Below are 8057 nucleotides of genomic sequence, written 5' to 3'. Positions count from 1 at the left end.
AGTCGGTGCTAATCTTTTAACTTTTATCAGACATTTTCAGAAGTGCTTGACACTACTTTTTAAAACCTTTTTTATTATCTTTCAAGAAAGTTTTATTTTTTCTTCATCGACCTTTATTATAATACAATCTTTTAACAATAAAGTCAATACATTTTTAAAAGATTTTTAAATCTATATGACTACACTAAAACATTATTACCAAATAAGATCTTATCTATACATGATTCAGTGTCTTATCTCTACATTTTATACATTCTTTACTCTATGATATTATATCCTTTCTTTAAGCCACTTTACTTGAGACATTATGTTTTCATCTTGATTTAATTCATAAGCTTTCTGGGCATCTGCTAAAGCTTTATTGTAATCACCTACAGATGAATACATAAGGCTTCTATTAAATAAAAGTTTATAGTCTAGATCAGAATGCTTAAGCCCTTCACTAAATACATCTATAGCTTTGTATATATTACCTACATTATAGTATAAGGCTCCTAGTTCATTATATAGGTCCGTTTCTTCACTATTATTTTTTATAGCTTTATCAAAGTGTTCAATAGCAAGATCTATTTCCCCAAGATTTTTATAGGATTGTCCAATAAGATAGTTTACATTCCAACTATCTTTATATGCAGGTAACAATTTCAATAGTGCTTCCAAAGCCTTACTATGATCATTATAACTTATATATGTTAAACCTGTTTCAAAGTTTACTTCATCCTTTATAGTATCTAGTTCTTCTCTTACCTCTTTTTTTAAGAGTTCATCATTACTAAGTTTTATAAACTTTTCCCAAATAAGATCAGCTTTTACATATTGGTTAAAATGTTTATAGTGATATCCTAACTTGTAATATGCAAGAGCATACTCTTCATCTATATCTAATATCTTTTCAAAATTTAAAGTAGATAGTTTTAAAACTTCTTCTCCACTTTCTATTTCTTCCTTTTCTAATAAATCCTTTCCTATAGTTTCTAGAACTAATCCATACTGAAACAATCCCTTTATATTTTCTGGATTTAAATTTAAAAGTGCTCTACTATTTATAAGACTATTTTCAATATCTTCCTCTTTAAATGAATTTATAGCTCTTAAAAATATTTCTCCCTCTATATTAGAAGCTATTTCTTTTATAATCTTTTTATATTCTTCAATATATGGAAAGTCACGATCTCCTACTCCTAATAAATAAACTATTCCATCTATTATTTTTTTAAGACCTATTTCTTCTCCTTTTTTAGACTTCACTTCTTCTATTAAACTGTTAGTTAATATAGGAAGTGGAATTTCAGTTATACTTATGCTTTCATTTGTTAAATTTGAGTCTTCTTTAATTTGTATAAAACTTATATCTTCTGTTCTGTTTTCTAATTGTTTTTCAATATAATTCACATTATCACCTATTTTATATTTTTTTCATAAATGTTCTTTTTCTTCTAGTACTTGTGCTGAGTATTTTATAAAGATGACCTCTATAGATCATCATAAATGAAAATATAGTTTGAGATATTATATATATAATTACTACTACTATATTACTTGAAAAGTTAAATCCTATATTAGTATTAAATACATTCAATAGTAATTGACCTGATATGGCGTATATCGCTGCATAAAAAATTATATTAGGTAGAGTCCAATTTATAAAATTATCTTTTAAAAACTCTAAAGAATATATTATACTCTCCCATGCATCATACTGCTTTAAATAAATAGTTTCAGATAATGCATTTAGAGCAATTGGAAGCCCAATGAATATTACTAAATTAATAATTGATCCTAACTGACCTAATCCTGGCAAAACAAGACTTAATAAAAGTCTTCCTAAATATGCTACAAAGAAAACACCGTAAATCTTTCTTACATAATGAGTAAAGCCCTCTTTAAAGTTATTAGTTGTAAGCCTATTATAATTTACTATATTAAATAGCAAGTATAAATAGTTAGAAACAATACTACTTTTAAATAAAGCAAGTATTATTCCAGACAATATTGATAAAGGTCCTACAAATAATATATCTAGTAAATTATATACAAATAAGTTTATCATAATATAAACTATACCTGTAAATATTATCATCCAATTCTTTGTAAAGTTTTTAAGAGTTTTGTCTAGTGCACTCCTATTAACATAAATTATATCTTCTAAAAAATTCAATCTTAAACACTCCTTACTATATTTGTTATATCATACGACTTACATTTAGTAATATTCCCATCTAAGTAATCAAACAGTAGATAGATTTCTTTAGAATTGCTTGATGGTATATAGTCATTTAAAATTATATCCAGAATGTCTATAGAAAATCTGACTACATTTACTTTATTTATAATTTTTTTAGTTGGAATATCTTTGTATCTTTGTAAAGAGTTATTTAAGATTCTCTCATCTTTTAATACATGGTGTATATTAAAATTTAAACCATTCTCTTTTTCTTCAAATTTAAAGGGAAGCCTTGTTTTCTTATTATTAAATATATAATCATATTTTAATAGATTGCATATTGTTACCTTATCTTTAAACTCTTTTTCTTCTATGAAGTTGAAAAGTATTTTGTATAATTTATTTCTACTATGAGATATTTTATGATATCCATTTTTATTCCAAAAAATAGCAAATTCTTCATAAAACTCAAAAGATGAGTTGAAATAATTTTTCATCAAAAATTCTATTGTATGCTTAAAATAACCTTCATTATAATATTTTCCACCAAGTCTTCTACATCTTTAAGTTTTAATATATCACCGTAGGAAATAAATTTATTCTCCAAAACTTCGTATGGAGGTTTATTTAAATACTTATATCCATATTCTTTTTCTTTTAATCTTAATTCTGATCCTTTTAGTAGTTTTAAAAACCCTAATTGTATCTTTTCTGGTTTTAGATTGTATACATCATCAAAAGATCTTTTAAAACTATTATAATCTTCATAGGGTAGTCCTCCTATTAGATCTAAATGTTGATGAATGTTTTTAAATGATTGTATTTTCTTAGTTACACTACTTAGCACTTTAAAGTCTGTGGTTCTCCCTATAGCTTCTATGGTCTTTTCATTTGTAGATTGTACTCCTATTTCAAATTGAAACAAACCTTCCTTTACAGTACCTAAAAAATTCAAGGTTTCTTCATCTATTAAATGGGCTGTAACCTCAAAATGAAAATTTATGTTTTTTGGATCTTCTTTTATTATAAACTCCATAATTTCTCTAGAATATCTTTTGTTTGCATTAAATGTCCTATCTACAAATTTAATTTGTTTAACTCCCATAGCTATAAGGTTTTTCAAGTCTTTTTTTACTCTTTCTATATCAAAGTATCTTACCCCATTTATAGTAGAAGATAAACAAAACTTACAACCAAATGGACAGCCCCTAGAGCTTTCGTAATAAACAATCTTATTTTTAAACTCATTTGTTATCTCACTATAAGGTGTAGGGATTATATTTAAATCTTTCATTAAGTGTCTTTCAGGATTTATTATTATTTCCCCATCTTCTTTATAACTAAGACCTCTTATACCCTTATAGTCTTTAATATCTTTTTTATTTTCAATTATAAACTCTCTAAAGGTCTCCTCACCTTCGCCGTATATTATAAAATCTATATAATCATACTTTTCCATAACACTTTTGACATCGTAACTTACCTCTGGACCACCTAGAAGTATTTTTATATCTGGATTTATAATTTGTAGTATTTTACATACTTCAAGTGTTTCTTCTATATTCCATATATATACAGAAAAACATATCATATCTTTTTTAAGTTTATATATTTCGGATACTATAAAGTCTATGCTCTGGTTTATTGTAAACTCTAAAGTATCTATCTCCTTTATATCCTTTGTGATCTCCTTCAAATATCTAATGGCAAGATTTGAATGTATATATTTTGAATTTAATGTAGCAAGTAATATTTCCATATTGTCACCTATCTTTTATTGTTTTTTATTTAAATTAATCTTTATAGTTTTGTTTAACTGTTATTGTTGATTCTTACTTAAAAAAGGGGTAGAATATAATGTATAATAAAAACGAAAGGAGTCATAAGATGCAAGATTTTGACAAAATAACTATAGAAGAAATGTCTAAAGAGGATATGTTGCTTATTATTAGAGCATTAGAATATACCGGCACTCATACTAAGGTAAATGATTTTTTAGAATTAAGGGATAGTTTTATCGGAGAATTATCTTCCCTTGTTGAAGTACCCGAGAAAGATTTTTTAGATTTTTTAAAAAAAGAAACCCTATCTTAATTTAGAGGGTCCCTTTTAAATAAATATATACCAGCTCTAGTCTCAACCAAAGAAGTTAAGGAATTTTCCTGAACTTCTTTTTTTATTACTCTAGAATTATTCAGTAATGAGTGGAAAAACATTTCTCCTTCTTTAAAACTAAATATATCTGGAAGTATATATTTTTTTATCTTTAAATCACTAGGATCTATTCTACTTTTCCTTAATTTCAATATATATGAAGCCATTCTTTCGTAACTTTTATCAATATCATATAATACTTTCTCTTCAAGCTTGCTCTTTTCAACTATAAATCCTATCATTGTTTCTGCATTTTTGCCATCTACTATATCGAGTAAATCTTTTAAATACTTAAACTTGCCCATATCTATACCATGTAGAAGGGATATAATAGAAACTTTCACGCGTTCAAATTTAACTTCAAAGTTGAGGTCAGGTTTAAGATAATCATATAAATACTTATCACCATATTTTTCTAAAAATCCTGTTTGAGATAAGTTTATAATATACTCTTTAAGCTCCCCCAATGTATTATCGTTTTCTTCTATCATCAAAAATATGAGTTTACTTATAAACATCCACTCCAACAAGACTTCTATATCTCCTGTAGTATATAATATGTTTTTGACTACTTCTCTTTCTATAATTTCATAATCTTTATTTGAGATTATAATCGGTATAAGCCTTGCATAAATCGTTTCATCCTTATATTTAAAGTATACATTTTCTTTAATATTTATTAGCTCATGCTTTTTATCTTCAATTTTGTAAAGTTTCAATAGTTTTAATTCTTCTTTAAATCTATTATAATCTATAAAGTTGCCCACATTTTCAGGGCTTGGGATTAATGATTTTATTGTTATCATAGAAATTTGAGAAAAAATAGTATGTTTGTTGCTTTTCATTTTATCTTGTTGAAAAATATTTAATAACAATTTTTCTAAATCTAACTTTAACATCTATATCTCCTACATTCTTTCAGGAGCTTCGATTCCAAGAAGATTAAGTCCTGTTTTTAAAACAATATTAACAGAATAGGTTAAGCTAAGTCTTGCTTTTTTAAGTTCTTCATCTTCTATTATTATAGGACAAGAGTTATAAAACTTATTGAAAGCTTTAGCTAATTCTACTATATGTCTTGTAATAAAGAAAGGCTCATCTTTTTCCATAGAATCTACAATTTTTTCTGGGAAATCATATAATAGTCTTGTTATATTTATTTCTTCCTCTGATTTTAATAAGCTGTAGTCTACATCATCTTCTGTATCAAATTCACCTTTTTTCAATATAGAATTTGTTCTAGCATATGTGTATTGGACATAAGGTCCTGTTTCACCATCAAAGCTTAATGTTCTTTCCCATGAAAATACATAATCTTTTATTCTTTGATTAAAGAGCTCTTGGAATATTACCGCTCCTATTCCAACTTGTTCAGACACTTTCTTTTTATTTTCTAAATCTGGATTTCTTTCTTCTATTATTTCTAATGTTTTGTTAGTTGCCATTTTTAGTACATCTTCTAAAAATACTACTTTTCCTTTTCTAGTAGATAAGGTTCCATCTTCAAGACTTACCATACCAAATGGTATATGTACACAGTCTTTAACCCAATCATATCCCATAAGTTCTATTACCTTCATCCATTGTTTGAAGTGCAAGTTTTGTTGGGAACCTACTACATATATATTTTTATAAAAGTCATATTTTTCTTTTCTATAAAACGCAGCTGCCATATCACGAGTTGCATAAAGAGTTGAACCATCTTTTTTCTTCATAAGTGCTGGTGGCATAGAATATTCATCTAAATCTACTAAATAAGCTCCCTCTGATTCTTCAAGTAAGTTTTTTTCTTCTAATTCTTCCATCACTTTCGGCATTCTATCAGAATAAAATGACTCTCCTTTAAATGAATCAAATTTAACCCCTAACATATCATAAACTCGATTAAATTCTTGAAGTGATATCTCACGGATCCATGTCCAAAGTTCTACTGCCTCTTCATTTTTATTTTCTAATTCTCTAAACCAATATCTAGCTTCGTCCCTTAAAGATTCGTCCTCTTCTGCTTCTTTGTTAAATCTAACATATAATTTTAATAGTTCATTTATAGGGTCTTTCTCTATTTGTTCTCTATCTCCCCATTTTTTATAAGCAGATATAAGCATTCCAAATTGTGTACCGTAATCACCTAGGTGATTTATAGCTACTGTATCAAAACCTAAGAATTTATATATTTTATAAAGTGAATTTCCTATAATAGTAGTTCTGATATGTCCAATATGGAAAGGCTTTGCAATATTAGGAGAAGAAAATTCCACTATCACAGTTTTATCTGCACCCATATTTGAGCTTCCATACATCTCTTTTTCACTTTTAACAGCACTAAGAGTTGTATTAGTAAGTTCTACTTTATCTATAAAAAAATTAAGATAAGGTCCAGCATTTTCAATTTTTTCAAAGTATTTACTGTCTCCAAATTTTCCTGCAAGTTCTTCAGCTATCATATTAGGTGCTTTTCTAAAAGTTTTAGCTAGCCTAAATACAGGAAAAGCATAATCCCCCATATCATATGATGGTGGCACCTCTATTAGTGCATCTATTTCTTCTCTACTAAGTGCATCCACTTGTGATTGTATCAAATTTACAACTTCTTCTTTAAAATTTATCAAACTTTTTCCTCCTTAATTTAGAAATGTCTCCAAAGGTTTACTTAATCTCTACCACAGTAACCCCATCTCCACCTTCATTAAAAGCTCCAAGTCTTGAGCTTTTGACATGTCTATTTGTCTTTAGATATCTTTTTACTCCTTCTCTTAATACTCCTGTTCCTTTTCCATGTATTATTTGAACTTCTTTAAGTCCAGCCATATATGCATCATCTAAGTATTTATCTATTTCCATAAATGCTTCTTCTTGATTGTGACCTCTTAAATCAATTTCAGACTTTACATTTTTAGTTTTAGAGCTCATTATCCTCTTAGTAGAACTACTTAAAGCTTCCTTTTTAGATGATTTTGAGCGTCTTAGTGAAGATATATGAACATTTATTTTCATTATACCCACCTGTACTCTTACATTTCCATTTTCATCTGGTTTTTCAAGGACAGTTCCCACCTGGTTTACTGTCAAAACTTCTACAGTTTCTCCTATTTTTAAATCTTTAGGTGGTTTCTTTGATTTTACATTTAAAACTTTTTGGGAAACTTCAGAATCTGCTTTTTTTAACTTTTTATTTAATTTTTCTCTAGTTTTATGAAGCTTTCTAAGTTTTTCTTTTTCAACTTCCATGGAAAGATCTCTTAATTCTTTTATCAAAGAGTCAGCATCATCTTTTGCCTTTTTTAATATATTACGAGCTTCTTCTTTAGCGCCTTGCAATTCCTTTTTTCTCATCTCTTTAACTTTATCTTTTTCTATAGATAGTTCCTTTTCTAGCTTTTCTACTTCTAATCTATGTTTTTTTGCTTCCTCTTTATTTTCATTTATAGCCAATCTATCTTCTTCCATAGACTCTAAGACATCTTCAAACTTTATGTTTTCCTCAGAAATAAGGCTTTTAGCATAGTCTATTATGTGATTTCCTAGTCCTAGCCTTTGGGATATTTCAAATGCATTAGACTTCCCAGGTATACCTATGAGAAGCTTATATGTAGGGCTTAATGTTTTTACATCAAACTCTACTGATGCGTTTACAACTCCTTCTGTAGTAAGTGCATATAGTTTTAATTGACTATAATGTGTCGTAGCAATAGTTCTTACATTCATCCCAAGTAAATGATCCAATATACTCATTGCAAGT

General features: G+C 27.4%; 6 protein-coding genes and 1 pseudogene. 1 reads left to right on the top strand and 6 read right to left on the bottom strand.

Features of this window, described 5'->3' with window-relative positions; translation table 11 throughout:
* Positions 1 to 270: 270 nt before the first annotated feature.
* The 3 genes and pseudogenes from ACTHW2_RS08180 to ACTHW2_RS08170 form a co-directional block, all read right to left on the bottom strand.
* Complete coding sequence (locus ACTHW2_RS08180; protein ID WP_442263455.1) at positions 271 to 1392, bottom strand: tetratricopeptide repeat protein; 1122 nt, start codon at positions 1390 to 1392, stop codon at positions 271 to 273.
* A gap of 13 nt (positions 1393 to 1405) precedes the next feature.
* Entirely contained in the window at positions 1406 to 2158 is a 753-nt protein-coding gene (locus tag ACTHW2_RS08175; RefSeq protein WP_442263454.1) for a hypothetical protein, read from the bottom strand.
* A gap of 2 nt (positions 2159 to 2160) precedes the next feature.
* Positions 2161 to 3923 (bottom strand): annotated as a pseudogene (locus ACTHW2_RS08170) (B12-binding domain-containing radical SAM protein).
* Between the two features lie 128 nt (positions 3924 to 4051).
* On the opposite strand from ACTHW2_RS08170, the gene ACTHW2_RS08165 reads away from it, so the two are divergent.
* Positions 4052 to 4258, top strand: coding sequence for a hypothetical protein (locus tag ACTHW2_RS08165; protein WP_442263453.1), 207 nt, complete (start codon positions 4052 to 4054; stop codon positions 4256 to 4258).
* Here ACTHW2_RS08165 and ACTHW2_RS08160 read toward each other — a convergent pair.
* The 3 genes from ACTHW2_RS08160 to ACTHW2_RS08150 form a co-directional block, all read right to left on the bottom strand.
* Complete coding sequence (locus ACTHW2_RS08160; protein WP_442263452.1) at positions 4255 to 5217, bottom strand: hypothetical protein; 963 nt, start codon at positions 5215 to 5217, stop codon at positions 4255 to 4257. The genes ACTHW2_RS08165 and ACTHW2_RS08160 overlap by 4 nt on opposite strands.
* Before the next feature lie 9 nt (positions 5218 to 5226).
* Positions 5227 to 6927, bottom strand: coding sequence for an arginine--tRNA ligase (gene argS, locus ACTHW2_RS08155; protein WP_442263451.1), 1701 nt, complete (start codon positions 6925 to 6927; stop codon positions 5227 to 5229).
* Positions 6928 to 6964: 37 nt separating this feature from the next.
* Positions 6965 to 8057 (bottom strand): Smr/MutS family protein (locus tag ACTHW2_RS08150; protein ID WP_442263450.1); only part of this gene is annotated, 1093 nt, incomplete at its 5' end.

The sequence above is a fragment of the Tissierella sp. genome, from assembly GCF_052089545.1.
Lineage (GTDB): Bacteria > Bacillota > Clostridia > Tissierellales > Tissierellaceae > Tissierella_A.
This window is presented reverse-complemented; position numbering and strand designations above follow the sequence as displayed.